Below are 14,167 nucleotides of genomic sequence, written 5' to 3' on the forward strand. Positions count from 1 at the left end.
GCCTCAATTGGTCAGGACCACGATGTCGCTGCCATCCCACCACGCGATCACGTGCTGGCCGCGTTCGAGGCGGGCCTCTTCATGGCGCGCGGCGTTGGTGCGCGCCACCTTGAGGATGCCGCCCTGCGCCAGGCGCACCTGGTAGTGGGTCTCGTTGCCGAAGTAGGAGACGTTGGCGATCTCGCCGGCCACGCAGTTGTAGCCGTCTTCGGCGGCCGAGGCGCGCTGCTCCACGCCCGGCATGTCGCGCTGGAGGGCGATTTTTTCGGGCCGCACCGCCACGCTGACCGGCATGTTATTGGTGCCGCTGATGCCGTGGCTGACGTAATGGCGGCATTCGGGCGTTTCGACGATGACGTGGTCGGGCTGGTCGACCCGCACGTGGCCGTGGAACATGTTGACGCTGCCGATGAAATCGGCCACGAAGCGGCAATTCGGCGTTTCGTAGATGTCGCCCGGCGCGCCCACCTGCAGGATGCGCCCTTCGCTCATGACGGCGATGCGGGTGGCCATGCTCATGGCCTCGTCCTGGTCGTGGGTGACCATCACGCAGGTCACGCCGACCTGCTCGATGATATTGACCAGTTCCATCTGGGTCTGCTCGCGCAGTTTTTTGTCGAGCGCGCCGAGCGGCTCGTCGAGCAGCAGCAACTGGGGGCGCTTGGCCAGGCTGCGCGCCAGCGCCACGCGCTGCTGCTGCCCGCCCGAGAGCTGGTGCGGCTTGCGTTTGGCGTAGGCGCCCAGCTGCACCAGCGCCAGCATCTGGTCGACCCGTTCGGCCACTTCCGCCTTGGGCAGGCCGTCGCGGCGCAGGCCGAAGGCGACGTTATCCCACACCGTCAGGTGCGGGAACAGCGCGTACGACTGGAACATCATGTTGACCGGGCGCTCGTAGGGCGGCACGCCGACCAGGTCCTGGCCGGCCAGTTCGATCGCGCCCGCGGTCGGGGTCTCGAAGCCGGCCAGCATGCGCAGCAAGGTCGATTTGCCGCAGCCGGAGCTGCCCAGCAGCGCGAAGATCTCGCCCTTGTCGATGGCGAGCGAAATGTCGTTCACGGCGCGCACGCCGTCGAAGTCCTTGACGAGGTTGCGGATCAGGAGAAAAGGCTGCGCTCTTGCGGGTTGTGCATTCGTCATATGAATGATGAAAGAATAGGCAAAACCGCAATTTTATCGGACATACGCCGGTATGCAGGCAAAATGATTACATTCCGGTCTTAAATCGCGTGAATACCCGCGTCATGGTGCGGCGCGCGTCGGCACTCAGGGGCTCGGGCACCACCATGCGCTGCTTGTCGGCGTCGGGCAGGTAGACCGTGCGGTTGCCGGCAATGTCGGGCCGCACCAGGCGCGTGGCGGCCGCATTCGGGTTGGCGTAAAAGACCTTGTTGGTCAGGCTCGCGTGCACGTCCGGGCGCAGGATGTAGTTGATCCACAGATGGGCGTTGTTCGGATGCGGGGCGTCGGCCGGAATGGCCATGGTGTCGAACATCAGGGCGGCGCTCTTGGGCACCAGCGCCACGATGTTCTGGCCGTTCTTGCTGTCGATGGCGCGCTGGCGCGCGATGTTGATGTCGCCCGACCAGCCGAGCGAGACGCACAGGGCGCCGTTGGCCAGGTCGTTGATGTAGCCGGCGGAACTGAACAGGGTCACCGATGGACGGATCGCCTGCAGCATGCGGGCGGCGTCCTGGTAGTCGGCGCTGTTTTTCGAGTAGGCGGGCTTGCCGATGTAGAGCAGCGCGGCGGGCAGCACCTCGGACGGGGAATCGAGAAAGGAAATCCCGCACGATTTGAGCTTGCTGGCGTAGCGCGCATCGAACACCAGGTCCCACACATTGTCGGGCATCGGCAGGCTGCCCAGGGCCGCCTTGACCTTGTCGACGTTGATGCCGAGCGTGGTGTAGCCCCACAGCCAGACCACCAGGTGCTTGTTGTCCGGGTCGAGCCGGCCGATCAGCGCTTGCAGCGCCGGATCGAGATTGGCCAGGTTGGGCAGGCTGGCCTTGTCGAGGGGGCGCAGCAGGCCGCCGTCGATCTGCAGGCGCGCCCAGTGGGCCGTGGGGACCACGATGTCGTAGCCGGTTTTGCCGGCGGTGAGCTTGGCGTGCAGGACCTCGTTGCTGTCGAACAGGTCGTAGCGGACCTTGATGCCGGTTTCTTTTTCAAAGTTGCGGACCGTATCCTCGGCGATGTAGTCGGACCAGTTGTAGACGTTGAGGATTTTTTCTTCCGGCGGGGCAGCGCGCGCCAACATGGCGGCGGCCGCGAGGCCGAGGATGAAGCACTGTGCGATGCGGCGTATCGTCTTCATCGTGCCTCCGGTTCAACGTCGGTTCAAACTACCCAGCCCCGCTGCTGCAAGTCGATCAGCGTGGCCTCGAGGCAGTACCTGATCTTGAAAATCATTTCATCGATCTGCGCGCGCGTCATCACCAGCGGCGGCGCGATGATCATGCGGTCGCCCACGGCGCGCATGATGATCCCGTTGGCGAACATGTAGCCGCGGCACAGCATTCCCACGCCCTGGTCCGGGTCGAAGAACTCGCAGTCGTGCACCGCTTCGGCCTTCTTGCGCACCAGGTTCAGCCCCGCCACGAAACCGCAGGTGTCGGCGTAGCCCACCAGCGGATGGTCCATCAGCGCTTCGAACTTCTCCTTCAGGTACGGGCCGGTATCGTGCGCCACCTGCTGCACCAGGCGCTCGTCCATCAAGATGCGGATGTTCTCCAGCGCCGCCGCACAGGCCACCGGGTGGCCCGAATACGTAAAACCGTGATTGAAGTCGCCGCCCTCGTGGATCAGCACGTCCGCAACCCGGTCACCGACCAGCACGCCACCCAGAGGAACATATCCCGAGGTCACCCCCTTGGCGAACGTAATCAGATCAGGTTTGATCTGCATCAACTCGGAGCCAAACCATGTACCAAGACGGCCAAAGCCGCAAATGACTTCATCGGCGATCAGGAGCACGCCGTATTTGTCGCAGATGCGCTGGATTTCAGGCCAATAAGTGGCCGGCGGAATGATCACGCCGCCGGCGCCCTGCACCGGTTCGCCGATGAAGGCGGCCACTTTTTCCGGGCCGAGTTCGAGGATTTTCGTTTCCAGCCAGCCGGCGGCCACGATGCCGAACTGGTCGGCGCTCATGCCGCCGCCGTTTTCCAGGTAGTTCGGCTGGCCGATATGCTCGATCCCGGGGATCATGCCGCCCTGCTCGTGCATGCCCGCCATGCCGCCCAGCGCCGCGCCGGCCAGGGTGCTGCCGTGGTAGGCGTTATAGCGGCTGATGATGGTGCGACGCTGCGGGAAGCCTTTCAGGTCCCAGTAGCGGCGCACCATGCGCAGGTTGGTGTCGTTCGCTTCCGAGCCGGAGCCGGTGAAGAACACGTGGTTGAACTGGGGCGGCGAAATCTCCACCAGCAGCGCGGCCAGGCGCGTGGCCGGCACGTTGGTGGTGTTGAAGAAGCTGTTATAGAAGGGCAGCGTCTGCATCTGGCGGTACACCGCGTCGGAGATGCTGGTGCGCCCGTAGCCGACATTGACGCACCACAGGCCGGACATCCCGTCGAGGATCTTCTGCCCTTCCGAATCCCACAGATAGATGCCGTCGCCGCGCACCATCACGCGCGCGCCACGCTCGCCCAGCGCCTTGTGGTCGGTGAAGGGATGCATGTAGTGCGCCGCATCCTGGCGCTGGATTTCGGCGGTGTCGTAGACGTCGTGGGTGGCGGCCTTGACCGACGCGACCAGCGCGGCGCTCGGGACCATGGGATTGGCTGTCATGATGAACCTCGTTGTAGTTATTGTTGTTGGTCTTGCGTGATGGTTAAACGTGCAGCAGCAGATGTTCGCGTTCCCACGGGCTGATGACGGTCATGAATTCCTGGTGTTCGAGGTCCTTGATGGCCGCATAGACGTCGATGAAGCGCTCGCCCAGCACCGTGCGCAGCTTGTCCTCGGCGCGCAGCAGATGCAGCGCTTCGGGCAAGCCCTGGGGCAGCTCGAACGGCATTTCGTAGGCGCTGCCGTTCATCATCGGGGTCGGTTCGAGCTGCTCGGTCATGCCGAGGTAGCCGCAGGCCAGCGTGACGGCCAATGCCAGGTAGGGATTGGCGTCGGCGCCGATGATGCGGTTTTCCACGCGCCGGTCCTGCACGCCCGATTCGGGCACGCGAAAGCCCACCGTGCGGTTATCCAGGCCCCACTGGATATTGATGGGCGCGGCCGTGTGGCGCACGATGCGGCGGTACGAATTGACGTACGGCGCGACGATCGCCATGGCCGACGGCATGTAGCGCTGCAGGCCGCCGATGTACTGCTTGAACAGGGGCGAAGCCGAACCGTCCTCGCTGCTGAAGATATTGAGGCCCGTCTTGGTATCGACCACGCTCTGGTGCACGTGCATGGCCGATCCGGGTTCGCCCGCCATCGGCTTGGCCATGAAGGTGGCGTACATGTCGTGCTTGAGGGCCGCTTCGCGCAAGGTGCGCTTGAAGAAGAACACCTTGTCGGCCAGGCCGAGCGGATCGCCATGCAGGAAGTTGATTTCCATCTGGCCGGCACCGATTTCGTGGATCAGGGTGTCGACGTCGAGGTTCATCAGGTCGCAGTAATCGTAGATATCCTCGAACAGCGGATCGAATTCGTTGACGGCGTCGATGCTGTAGACCTGGCGGCTGGTTTCGGCGCGGCCGCTGCGGCCGATCGGCGGTTTGAGCGGCAGGTCCGGATCGATGTTCTTGGCGGTCAGGTAGAACTCGAGTTCGGGCGCGACGACCGGCTTCCAGCCCTTGTCGGCGTACAGTTTCAGCACGCGGCGCAGCACCGTGCGCGGGGCGAAGTCGACCAGTTTGCCGTCGGCGAAATAGCAGTCGTGGATCACCTGCGCGGTCGGGTCGACCGCCCACGGCACCATGGTGATGGTGGTCGGGTCGGCCTTGAGGATCATGTCGCGGTCGGTGGCCGAGATGGCGCGGTCGTAAGCCTCGTCGTCTACGGGATAGTTGCCGGTCACGGTCATGCCCAGCACCGCTTCGGGAATGCGCATGCCGCGCTCCTGCGTGAATTTGCCGCGCGGGAGGATCTTGCCGCGGGCGACCCCGGTCAAGTCGGGGATCAGGCATTCGATTTCGGTGACCCGTTTCTCGTTGAGCCACAGGTCCATGTCGGTATAGGTAAAGTTTTCGCGAATTGCCATGATGTTCTCTCTGTAGTTTGCGCTTGTAATTTGCTCGTACGCGTGCGGGCAGATGCCGCCGTCGTGCGGTGGAACCGAGGATGGCAAGCGGCGCTACGGCACGCTGCGCAAGGCCCACTTTTCGTAATGACTGGTGGCGTGCGTGTTCATGCGCGCCCCTCGCGCCTGGCCTGGAAAGCGCGGCAAGCCTGGCCGAAGGCGCCGAACATGTTCATCGAGGCGGGGTTGTCGAGGATCTGCCACTCGGGATGCCACTGCACGGCCAGGGTAAAGCCGGGCGCGGACGGCACCGAAAACGCTTCCACCAGGCCATCGTGCGACACCGCTTCGATGGCGATGCCGGGCGCGAGCCGGTCCACGCCCTGCCCGTGCAGCGAATTGACGGCGATGCGCTCTACGCCGCCGAGCATGCGCTGGAAGGCCCCGCCGGGAGTGAGGATGACGTCGTGGGCCGGACCGTACTGGTCGTCGATGGACGCATCGGGGTCTTCGCGGTGGTCCATCTTGCCTTCGACTTCCTGCACCGCCTGATGCAGGCTGCCGCCGAGGGCCACGTTCATCTCCTGGAAACCGCGGCACACCGCGATCAGGGGGATGCCGCGTTCGAGGGCGGCGCGGATCAGCGGCAAGGTGGTGGCATCGCGCGCCGGGTCCTGCGGCAGGGTCGGGTCGAGCACGTCCTGGTCGTAGTAACTCGGGTGCACGTTCGAGGCCGAGCCGGTGAGCATGATGCCGTCGCACACGGACAGGGACGCCTCGAGGTCGAGCGCGGCGCCGAGCGCGGGCAGGATCATGGGGGCACAGTCGGCGCCGAGGACGACGGCGTCGACATATTTAAGCTGCGCGGCGTGATACGGATGAGGTCCGATCTGGCGCGTGCAGGCAGGAACGAGGACGATAGGGCGGCGCATGATTGTCGGTATAGGAACGAATGACGCACTCGTTTCATCATAATGGCTAATCGGCCTGATGGCGAGTGCTGCTTGATCCATCTCAAATGGACGACATAGGCTTGACGCAGGTCAATGCATCGAGCCACCGTTAGAGCTTACCGGCAAGTTGTCAAACATGCCAACACGAACCGCCGGGGACCTCCATCTTCCACTGCAGCAACTAGTTTGGCGACTGCAACGCCGCACGCGGCACCGTCACCGTTGAGCATGGTCCCGGCAGCGCGGCCACGCTTGTGCGGTGACAAAAGGTGCCGTGCCGGCGGCGTGCGGCCTGCGCCCGGTCAAGACGGCAGTGGCCGGATGCTGCTTGTTGGCATCATCACGCCGGCGCGCGCGCTGCCGGGCAATCGATGAGGAAAACCGCTAAGATGGTTGCCCGGCCTGCGCGCCAAGCCTCTGACGAAAGCACCCCTATGTTGAATCTGAAAGACCCTGCGCTGCTGCGGCAGCAATGTTTTATCGACGGCGAATGGTGCGATGCGGACAATGCGGCCACCATCACGGTCACCAATCCGGCCACCGGCGAGACGCTGGGCACGGTGCCGCGCATGGGCGCCGCGGAAACGGCGCGCGCCATCGCGGCGGCCAACGCGGCCTGGCCGGCCTGGCGCAAGAAGAGCGCGCGCGAACGCAGCGTCATCCTGCGCGAATGGAACGATCTGATCATCGAGAACGCCGACGACCTGGCCGTGATCATGACCGCCGAACAGGGCAAACCGCTGCTCGAATCGAAGGGCGAGATCGCTTACGCCGCCTCCTTCATCGAGTGGTTCGCCGAGGAAGGCAAGCGCATCGAAGGCGATACCCTGCAGTCGCCCTGGGCCGACCGCCGCCTGGTGGTGACCAAGGAGCCGATCGGCGTCTGTGCGGCAATTACCCCGTGGAATTTTCCGGCGGCGATGATCACGCGCAAGGCCGGGCCCGCACTAGCGGCCGGCTGCCCAATGGTGGTCAAACCGGCCGAATTGACCCCGTTCTCGGCCCTGGCCCTGGCCGAACTGGCCGAGCGCGCCGGCATGCCCAAGGGTGTGTTCAGCGTCGTCACGGGGGATTCGAAAGCGATTGGCGGCGAAATGACCGGCAATGCGCTGGTGCGCAAACTGAGCTTCACGGGGTCGACCCAGGTCGGCCGCGTGCTGATGGAACAGTGCGCCCCGACCATCAAGAAGCTGTCGCTGGAACTGGGCGGCAATGCACCCTTCATCGTGTTCGACGATGCCGACCTCGATGCGGCGGTCGAAGGCGCCATCGCGTCGAAATACCGCAACGCCGGCCAGACCTGCGTATGCGCCAACCGTCTGTACGTGCAGGATGGGGTGTACGAGCGCTTCGCCGAGAAACTGGTGGCGGCGGTGCAGAAACTGAATGTCGGCAACGGCCAGGATATGGGCGTGACGCAAGGCCCGCTGATCGAGGAAAAGGCCGTGCAGAAGGTCGAGCAGCATATCGCCGACGCGCTGTCCAAGGGCGCACGCCTGCTGACCGGCGGCAAGCGCCATGCTCTGGGACACAGCTTTTTCGAGCCGACCGTGATCGCCGACGTGACCTCCGCGATGCAGGTGGCGACCGAGGAAACCTTCGGCCCGCTGGCGCCGCTGTTCCGCTTCGATACCGAGGACGATGTCATCGCCATGGCCAACGACACCGAATTCGGGCTGGCGGCCTACTTCTACTCGCGCGACATCGGGCGCGTGTGGCGCGTGGCCGATGCGCTCGAGTCCGGCATGGTCGGGGTCAACACGGGCCTGATTTCAACCGAGGTGGCGCCGTTCGGCGGCGTCAAGCAGTCGGGACTGGGACGCGAAGGCTCGCGCTACGGCATCGATGACTATCTGGTGATCAAGTACATCTGCATGGCCGGACTGTAAGCACTCCCTGAACGCCTCCCGCCGGCTCAGTCCGGCGGGTATTCGTGGTATTTGCGCGCATCGCCGCGCACCTTGTCGGCCGGGTACTTGGCCCGGTTGAGCGCCATCTTTTCTTCCACCGCCGCGCCCAGGTCGACATCGAGCTGGTCCGCCAGCAGCACCAGGTAGACCAGCACATCAGCCATTTCATGACGCACTTGCGTCAGCTTGTCCGCGCCCAGCTCTTCCTGCGTCCCCGTCTTGAGCCACTGGAAATGTTCCAGCAGCTCGGCCGCTTCCACCGATAGCGCCGACGACAGGTTCTTCGGCGTATGGAACTGTCCCCAGTCGCGCTCGGCGACAAAGGTGCGCGCCAGGGCGCGGATCTCGTGCAGGTGGTTGTTTCCGTGATTCAAATTTCATCTCCATTAAGTATTTTCCACACTTGGCTAGGACGGAAGAAGACAGCATCTTGTTGCTTTGTTGCAGCAAGTGTAGTTTTTTGTATTTACTTGTTGCAAGGAAATATATTATGACCAGACAGAGCGCGCAACGAGGCCACTCCGTTACGGTACCCCATTCGACTACAAGGAAAGAACATGATTTCACGCATGACCGTCGTTTCGCTGGCGCTGTCCGCCCTTCTTCCGCTGTCCGCCCAGGCGCAACATGCCCAGCATGCCCAGCACGAATGGACTTACGCGGGCGCCACCGGACCGGCGAAATGGGGCGGCATCAAGTCCGATTATGTGACCTGCAAAACAGGCCACCAGCAGTCGCCGATCGATATCCACACCAGGACGAACGTCAAGGCCGACCTCGATCCGATCGTATTCGAGTACCAGCCATCGCCCCTCAAAATCATCGACAACGGCCATACGGTGCAAGTCAATTATGCGCCGGGCAGCGGGATGTCGATTGGTGGCGTGCGTCATGAATTGCTGCAGTTCCACTTCCATACGCCAAGCGAAGAGCGCATCAATGGCAAGCAGTATCCGTTGGGATTACACCTGGTACACCGGAATGCGGACAACAAGCTGGCCGTGGTCGCGCTGCTGTTCAAGCTGGGCAAGGAAAACCCGGCGTTGACCACTATCTTCAACAACCTGCCCAAGGAAGCCGAAGTCGAGCAGGCCGTCGAGGGCGTGACGATCAACATGATGCAGATTCTGCCGCCGACCCAAGGGTATTACAATTTCCCGGGATCGCTGACCACGCCGCCATGCAGCGAGGAAGCGAATTGGTTCGTGCTTAAAACGCCGGTGGAAATGTCGAAAGCGCAGCTGGCGCAGTTTCACAAGCTGTACAAGCACAATGCGCGTCCGGTGCAGCATCTGAACGGGCGCGTCGTTAAGGAAAGCAACTAATCAGCTGGATCCACAGAACGTCGACGTGGTTTTTTTGAGCCGTCTTTAAGGCACCGTCGCCCCCGCGCAGGCGCGCGTGGGCGACGGTGCAGCAGTTACTCCTGATACTCCAGCAAGCGCGACGCCAGCTTCGGCGCCAGTTCATCGGCCCCGCTCACGCTCATGCCAAGGTCGCGCAGCAAGCCGTCGTGCAAGCCGTACACCCAGCCGTGCACGGTCAGCGGCTGCCCGCGTTCCCACGCATCCTGCACCACCGTCGTCTGCGCGGTGTTGACCACCTGCTCCGTCACGTTCAACTCGCACAAACGGTCCGCACGCGCGCGCGACGGCAAGGCATCGCCCAGGTATTTGTCGTGCTTTTGCTGCACATCCTGCACATGGCGCAGCCAATTGTCGGCCAGCCCCACGCGCTTGTTGATCATGGCCGCATGCACGCCCGAGCAGCCGTAATGGCCGCAAATGATCACGTGCTTGACCTTCAACACGTCGATGGCGAACTGCAGCACCGTCAGGCAGTTCAGGTCGGAATGCACGACCACGTTGGCGATGTTGCGATGGACGAACAGTTCGCCCGGTGCCAGTCCGAGCAACTCATTGGCCGGCACGCGGCTGTCGGAACAGCCAATCCACAGATACTGCGGCGACTGCTGGGCAGTGAGCGCCTTGAAGAAGTTTTCATCCCTGGCCACCATCGCCGCCGCCCAGTCGCGATTGCGTTTGAATAGCGCGTCCATTTCTTGTTGTGCTTGAGTCATGTTCAGTCCTGTTTGCTCAAAAAAAACCGCTGAGAGGCCCAAGGGCCGAATTCAGCGGTTCGGATGAAAAGGCGTGCTTAAGCCCGCCTTATTCGAAAAAATCTTTCACCTTGTCCATCCAGCCCTTGCTCTGCGGGCTGTGCTTGCCGCCACCTTCCACCGTCAGGCGCTCGAATTCGCGCAGCAGGTCTTTTTGCTTGTCGGTCAGCTTGACCGGCGTTTCGACCGCCACGTGGCAGAACAGGTCGCCCGCGTAACCGGAGCGCATGCCCTTGATGCCTTTCGCTTTCAGGCGGAACGTCTTGCCCGATTGCGTGCCTTCAGGGATCGTAAACGAGACCTTGCCGGACAGGGTCGGCACTTCGATTTCGCCGCCCAGGGTCGCCTTGACGAACGAGATCGGCATTTCGCAATGCAGGTCGTCGCCTTCGCGCTGGAACACCGCGTGCGGCTTGATGTGCACTTCCACATACAGGTCGCCCGGCGGCCCGCCGTTGGTGCCCGGCTCGCCGCTACCCGTGAAACGGATGCGCATGCCGTTGTCGATACCGGCCGGAATATTCACTTCCAGCGTCTTGCTGCGCTTGATCCGGCCTTCGCCGCCGCACGGCGCGCATGGATCGGCGATGATCTTGCCGTTGCCATGACACTTCGGGCAGGTCTGCTGGATGCTGAAAAAGCCTTGCTGCATGCGCACCTGGCCGTTGCCGCCGCAGGTGGTGCAGGTCACGGGCGAGGTGCCCGGCTTGGCGCCGCTGCCGTGGCAGGTGTCGCACTTTTCCCAGCTCGGCACGCGGATGTCTTGCGTATGGCCGTGCGCCGCCTGCTCCAGCGTGATTTCAAGGTTGAAGCGCAAATCGGTGCCGCGGTACACCTGCGGTCCGGAACTGCGTCCGCGCGCGCCGCCGCCGAAAATATCGCCGAAAATATCGCCGAAACTGTCCGCGAAGCCGCCCGCACCGGCGCCGCCGAAGCCACCGCCGCCGCCCATGTTCGGATCGACGCCCGCGTGACCGTAACGGTCGTACGCTTCGCGCTTCTCCGGATTGGTCAGCATTTCGTACGCTTCTTTGACTTCCTTGAACTTGTCTTCCGATTCCTTACTGTCCGGATTGCGGTCCGGATGGTATTTCATCGCAAGCTTGCGATACGACTTCTTGATCTCTTCTTCAGAAGCATTCTTGGCGACCCCGAGGATCTGGTAAAAATCACGCTTTGCCATTTGTCGGCACCTTGCTGTCTAGCTACTACGCTACTGTTTATGCAAAAAAACCGAGCCGCTGGGGGGCTCGGCTTGTCGTGGCCTTTGCTCGATCCGGTGCGGCCCGCTTAGCTGCAGCGGCCCGCACCCGGCTCCGGCATTACTTGGCGTCTTTGACTTCCTTGAAGTCGGCATCGATGACGTCATCCTGCGCCGGCTTGCCTTCATTGCCGCCCGACTGCTGGCCGCCTTCGGCCCCGCCCGCGGCCTGCTTGGCTTGCATGTCGGCATACATCTTCTCGCCCAGCTTCTGCGAGACGGTCGACAGCGTTTCGATCTTGGCATCGATCTCGGCCTTGTCGCCAGCCTTGATCGAGGCTTCCACTTCAGCGATGGCCGCTTCGATGGCTTCCTTCTCGCCCGCTTCGAGCTTGTCGCCGTATTCGGTCAGCGACTTGCGGGTCGAGTGCACCAGGCCATCGGCCTGGTTGCGCGATTCGGCCAGTTCCTTGACCTTCTTGTCTTCTTCGGCGTTGACTTCGGCGTCTTTCACCATCTTCTGGATTTCCGCTTCGGTCAGGCCGGAGTTGGCCTTGATCGTGATCTTGTTCTCTTTGCCGGTGGCCTTGTCTTTCGCGCCGACGTGCAGAATACCATTGGCGTCGATGTCGAAGGTCACTTCGATCTGTGGCGTGCCGCGCGATGCCGGCGGGATGCCTTCCAGATTGAATTCGCCCAGGCCCTTGTTGCCGGACGCGATTTCACGCTCGCCCTGGAATACCTTGATCGTCACCGCAGGCTGGTTGTCTTCGGCGGTCGAGAACACCTGGCTGAACTTGGTCGGGATGGTCGTGTTCTTGTGAATCATCTTGGTCATCACGCCGCCCATGGTTTCGATACCCAGCGACAGCGGGGTCACGTCCAGCAGCAGCAAGTCCTTGCGCTCGCCCGACAGCACGGCGCCCTGGATGGCGGCGCCGACAGCGACGGCTTCGTCCGGGTTCACATCCTTGCGCGGATCCTTGCCGAAGAATTCCTTGACCTTTTCCTGCACCTTCGGCATACGGGTCATACCGCCGACCAGGATGATGTCGTCGATGTCGGAGACTTTTACGCCGGCATCCTTGATCGCCATCTTGCATGGCTCGATGGTGGCCGCGATCAGTTCCTCAACCAGCGACTCGAGCTTGGCGCGGGTCATTTTCAGGTTCAGGTGGACCGGCGCGCCGTTGGCCATGGCGATGTACGGCTCGTTGATTTCGGTTTGCTGCGAGGACGACAGTTCGATCTTCGCGCGCTCGGCCGAGGCCTTGATGCGCTGCAGGGCGATCGGATCTTTTTTCAGGTCCAGGCCGTTGATCTTCTTGAATTCGTCGATGATGTAATCGATGATGCGCTGGTCGAAGTCTTCGCCGCCGAGGAAGGTGTCGCCGTTGGTCGAGAGTACTTCGAACTGCTTTTCGCCATCGACGTCGGCGATTTCGATGATCGAGACGTCGAACGTGCCGCCGCCCAGGTCATACACGGCAATCTTGCGGTCGCCCTTGTCGGTCTTGTCCAGGCCGAAAGCCAGCGCGGCCGCGGTCGGCTCGTTGATGATGCGCTTGACGTCCAGACCGGCGATACGGCCGGCATCCTTGGTGGCCTGGCGCTGCGAATCGTTGAAGTACGCAGGGACGGTAATGACCGCTTCGGTCACTTCTTCGCCGAGGTAGTCTTCGGCGGTTTTCTTCATCTTGCGCAGGACTTCAGCGGAAATTTGCTGTGCAGCCAGTTTCTTGTCGCGCACGCCGATCCATGCATCGCCATTGTCGGCTTTGATGATCGAATACGGCATCAGGCCGATATCTTTCTGGACTTCTTTTTCGTCGAACTTACGGCCGATCAGGCGCTTGACCGCGAACAGCGTGTTCTTCGGGTTGGTGACCGCCTGGCGCTTGGCCGGCGCGCCAACGAGGATCTCGCCATCTTCTTGGTAAGCAATAATGGAAGGCGTCGTACGCGCGCCTTCTGCGTTCTCGATTACCTTTGGCTGACCGTTTTCCATGATGGCCACGCAAGAGTTCGTCGTGCCCAGGTCAATACCGATAATTCTGCCCATGATGTTTTCCTTTTAATTACTTAGTTTCAGATGACTTGAATATGTGGAAAAACTGCGTGCTTTCAAGACCTTGCAAGAGAGCACGCTGTATTTATTTTGCTTGCGCTGCGGTAACGATGGCAGGGCGCAATAAGCGGTCGGCGATCATATAGCCTTTTTGCAGCACGGTGACCACGGTATTGGCTTCCTGATCGGCCGGGACCACGGCGACGGCCTGGTGCTTCATCGGATCGAGCTTGTCGCCCTGGGCCGGCAGCACTTCGACCAGCTTGTTCTTCTCGAACGCCGAAGTCAGTTGCTTGAGGGTCATTTCGACGCCTTCTTTCAGCGACTCGACCGATGGGGTTTCGACCTTGAGCGCCATTTCGAGGCTGTCGCGCACCGGCACCATGGCTTCGGCGAAACTCTCGATGGCGAATTTGTGCGCCTTGTTGACATCTTCCTGGGCCCGGCGGCGGATGTTCTCGCCTTCGGCCTTGGCGCGCATGAAGGCGTCGTGCATTTCAGCCAGTTTGGCTTCGGTGGCGCTCAACTGCTCTTCGAGGCTCGGCTCGCCGTTGACCGGAGCTGCCGCCTGCACGGCATCGTCGGATGGTTGTTGCACTTCCTGATTTTCTTGGTCTTGCATCGGAAAAACTCCTGGAATCAATGACTTAGCGATTTGTTTGACGTGTCGTGCTAACCACACAGCCACCCAGATGGGGCTATAACCTACATTTTCAAGGGGAATCCTGAAGCGTTGC

At 62.1% G+C, this 14,167-nt stretch carries 12 protein-coding genes; 2 read left to right on the forward strand and 10 right to left on the reverse strand.

The annotated features are described in order from the left end of the window. Window positions 1-3 precede the first annotated feature (3 nt). The 5 genes from RBA40_RS24185 to RBA40_RS24205 all read right to left on the reverse strand — a co-directional run bounded on the left by RBA40_RS24185 (window position 4) and on the right by RBA40_RS24205 (window position 6,111). Window positions 4-1,137, reverse strand: a complete 1,134-nt coding sequence (locus RBA40_RS24185) for an ABC transporter ATP-binding protein (RefSeq protein WP_306650625.1) — start codon at window positions 1,135-1,137, stop codon at window positions 4-6. A 67-nt stretch (window positions 1,138-1,204) separates the two neighbouring features. Next, window positions 1,205-2,314, reverse strand: a complete 1,110-nt coding sequence (locus RBA40_RS24190) for a polyamine ABC transporter substrate-binding protein (RefSeq protein WP_374710544.1) — start codon at window positions 2,312-2,314, stop codon at window positions 1,205-1,207. Between the two features lie 23 nt (window positions 2,315-2,337). Next, on the reverse strand, window positions 2,338-3,771 hold the full coding sequence (locus RBA40_RS24195; protein ID WP_374710546.1) for an aspartate aminotransferase family protein: 1,434 nt from the start codon (window positions 3,769-3,771) through the stop codon (window positions 2,338-2,340). 58 nt (window positions 3,772-3,829) lie between these two features. Beyond that, the gene (locus RBA40_RS24200; RefSeq protein ID WP_306650628.1) at window positions 3,830-5,200 is read right to left on the reverse strand and encodes a glutamine synthetase family protein; all 1,371 of its coding nucleotides are present in this window, start codon (window positions 5,198-5,200) and stop codon (window positions 3,830-3,832) included. Between the two features lie 146 nt (window positions 5,201-5,346). After that, window positions 5,347-6,111 (reverse strand): gamma-glutamyl-gamma-aminobutyrate hydrolase family protein, encoded by a 765-nt coding sequence (locus RBA40_RS24205; RefSeq protein WP_306650629.1) that lies wholly within the window; start codon window positions 6,109-6,111, stop codon window positions 5,347-5,349. Between the two features lie 455 nt (window positions 6,112-6,566). Here RBA40_RS24205 and gabD point away from each other — a divergent pair, with 455 nt between their 5' ends. Then, a complete protein-coding gene (gene gabD / locus RBA40_RS24210; protein ID WP_306650631.1) occupies window positions 6,567-8,021 on the forward strand; it encodes an NADP-dependent succinate-semialdehyde dehydrogenase in 1,455 nt (484 codons plus the stop codon). 26 nt (window positions 8,022-8,047) lie between these two features. Here gabD and RBA40_RS24215 read toward each other — a convergent pair whose 3' ends face one another. Further along, window positions 8,048-8,416 carry a nucleotide pyrophosphohydrolase gene (locus RBA40_RS24215; protein WP_099874929.1) on the reverse strand — a complete coding sequence of 123 codons (369 nt, stop codon included), beginning with the start codon at window positions 8,414-8,416 and terminating at the stop codon, window positions 8,048-8,050. 183 nt (window positions 8,417-8,599) lie between these two features. Here RBA40_RS24215 and RBA40_RS24220 point away from each other — a divergent pair, with 183 nt between their 5' ends. Next, the gene (locus tag RBA40_RS24220; protein WP_306650633.1) at window positions 8,600-9,367 is read left to right on the forward strand and encodes a carbonic anhydrase; all 768 of its coding nucleotides are present in this window, start codon (window positions 8,600-8,602) and stop codon (window positions 9,365-9,367) included. A gap of 95 nt (window positions 9,368-9,462) precedes the next feature. Here the strand turns inward: RBA40_RS24220 and can are convergent, their stop codons facing one another. The 4 genes from can to grpE all read right to left on the reverse strand — a co-directional run bounded on the left by can (window position 9,463) and on the right by grpE (window position 14,052). After that, window positions 9,463-10,122 carry a carbonate dehydratase gene (gene can / locus RBA40_RS24225; protein WP_306650635.1) on the reverse strand — a complete coding sequence of 220 codons (660 nt, stop codon included), beginning with the start codon at window positions 10,120-10,122 and terminating at the stop codon, window positions 9,463-9,465. Window positions 10,123-10,210: 88 nt separating this feature from the next. Beyond that, entirely contained in the window at window positions 10,211-11,344 is a 1,134-nt protein-coding gene (gene dnaJ, locus RBA40_RS24230) for a molecular chaperone DnaJ (protein WP_099874926.1), read from the reverse strand. A 139-nt stretch (window positions 11,345-11,483) separates the two neighbouring features. After that, window positions 11,484-13,424, reverse strand: coding sequence for a molecular chaperone DnaK (gene dnaK / locus RBA40_RS24235; protein WP_099874925.1), 1,941 nt, complete (start codon window positions 13,422-13,424; stop codon window positions 11,484-11,486). A 91-nt stretch (window positions 13,425-13,515) separates the two neighbouring features. Then, window positions 13,516-14,052, reverse strand: a complete 537-nt coding sequence (grpE, locus tag RBA40_RS24240; RefSeq protein WP_306621977.1) for a nucleotide exchange factor GrpE — start codon at window positions 14,050-14,052, stop codon at window positions 13,516-13,518. Between the last annotated feature and the right edge of the window lie 115 nt (window positions 14,053-14,167).

Origin of the sequence: Massilia pseudoviolaceinigra, from assembly GCF_030846505.1 — a bacterium.
Taxonomy (GTDB): domain Bacteria; phylum Pseudomonadota; class Gammaproteobacteria; order Burkholderiales; family Burkholderiaceae_D; genus Telluria_A; species Telluria_A violaceinigra.

What these genes read in the sequence shown, in the direction of transcription:
- grpE (WP_306621977.1), bottom strand. Translation starts at nt 14,052, where the DNA reads ATGCAAGACCAAGAAAATCAGGAAGTGCAACAACCATCCGACGATGCC.
- RBA40_RS24205 (WP_306650629.1), bottom strand. Translation starts at nt 6,111, where the DNA reads ATGCGCCGCCCTATCGTCCTCGTTCCTGCCTGCACGCGCCAGATCGGA.
- dnaK (WP_099874925.1), bottom strand. Translation starts at nt 13,424, where the DNA reads ATGGGCAGAATTATCGGTATTGACCTGGGCACGACGAACTCTTGCGTG.
- RBA40_RS24195 (WP_374710546.1), bottom strand. Translation starts at nt 3,771, where the DNA reads ATGGTCCCGAGCGCCGCGCTGGTCGCGTCGGTCAAGGCCGCCACCCAC.
- gabD (WP_306650631.1), top strand. Translation starts at nt 6,567, where the DNA reads ATGTTGAATCTGAAAGACCCTGCGCTGCTGCGGCAGCAATGTTTTATC.
- RBA40_RS24200 (WP_306650628.1), bottom strand. Translation starts at nt 5,200, where the DNA reads ATGGCAATTCGCGAAAACTTTACCTATACCGACATGGACCTGTGGCTC.
- RBA40_RS24190 (WP_374710544.1), bottom strand. Translation starts at nt 2,314, where the DNA reads ATGAAGACGATACGCCGCATCGCACAGTGCTTCATCCTCGGCCTCGCG.
- dnaJ (WP_099874926.1), bottom strand. Translation starts at nt 11,344, where the DNA reads ATGGCAAAGCGTGATTTTTACCAGATCCTCGGGGTCGCCAAGAATGCT.
- RBA40_RS24220 (WP_306650633.1), top strand. Translation starts at nt 8,600, where the DNA reads ATGATTTCACGCATGACCGTCGTTTCGCTGGCGCTGTCCGCCCTTCTT.
- can (WP_306650635.1), bottom strand. Translation starts at nt 10,122, where the DNA reads ATGACTCAAGCACAACAAGAAATGGACGCGCTATTCAAACGCAATCGC.
- RBA40_RS24185 (WP_306650625.1), bottom strand. Translation starts at nt 1,137, where the DNA reads ATGACGAATGCACAACCCGCAAGAGCGCAGCCTTTTCTCCTGATCCGC.